Origin of the sequence: Kineococcus indalonis (assembly GCF_009906395.1) — a bacterium.
Lineage (GTDB): Bacteria > Actinomycetota > Actinomycetes > Actinomycetales > Kineococcaceae > Kineococcus > Kineococcus indalonis.
The window spans coordinates 1-865 of record NZ_JAAALM010000905.1; the positions used below are offsets into that span (position 1 = coordinate 1).

At 80.3% G+C, this 865-nt stretch carries 1 protein-coding gene; it reads right to left on the bottom strand.

Annotation, left to right across the window (positions count from 1 at the left end; all coding sequences use genetic code 11):
- The coding region (locus GTR00_RS21865) for an AfsR/SARP family transcriptional regulator (RefSeq protein ID WP_166613586.1) at positions 1-806 on the bottom strand (806 nt) is incomplete at its 3' end.
- Positions 807-865 lie beyond the last annotated feature (59 nt).

Below are 865 nucleotides of genomic sequence, written 5' to 3' on the forward strand. Positions count from 1 at the left end.
GCGGCGGGCGGGGCGGGGTCCAGGGCCGGGTCCTGCCGCAGGACCCGGTCGTGCAGCGCGCGCAGCGCGGCGCCGGGGTCGACGCCGAGCTCCTCGGCCAGCTGCCGGCGCACCTCCTCGTAGGCGGCCAGCGCCTCGGCCTGGCGGCCGGAGCGGTACAGGGCCAGCACGTGCAGGGCGCGCAGGTCCTCCTGCAGGGGGTGCCGGCGCACGAGGGCCCCGGCGTCGGCCGCGGCGGTGGCGGCCTCGCCCTGGGCCAGCAGCGCCTGCAGCCGCGCCTGCTCGGCCAGCAGGCGCAGGTCGTCCAGCCGCCGGGCCTCGGCGGCGCCGGTGGGCCCCAGGGTGGCCACGACGTCGGCCAGCGCCGGGCCGCGCGCCAGGGCGAGCGCCTCCTCCAGGACCTGCCGGGCGTCCGCGGGGCGCTGCGCCAGCAGCTCGCGGCCGCTGGCGACCAGGGTGGCGAACTGCTCGGCGTCCACGCACCGCCCGGGCAGGTCGAGCTGGTACCCCCCACCGCGCCGGCGCAGGGTCACCGGCGCCTGCTCCTGCGCGGCGGGCGGACCGGTGGGCGGGTCCGCGCGCAGGCTGCGGCGCAGGCGGGAGACGTAGACCTGCACCGCCGACGACGGCGAGTCCGGGGGGTGCTCGCCCCACAGCTCCTCCACCAGCCGCTCGGTGGGCACCACCCGGCCGGCGTTCAGGACGAGCAGGGCGAAGACGGCCCGCTGCTTGGGCGAGCCCAGCGCCACCGCGCGCCCGTCGCGGACGGCTTCGACGGGACCGAGGACCTTCGCCTCGAAGACCACGACCGGCCCGCCTCCCGCCCCGTCCCGGCGACCGCGCCGGGGACCCCATGATGCAGCGC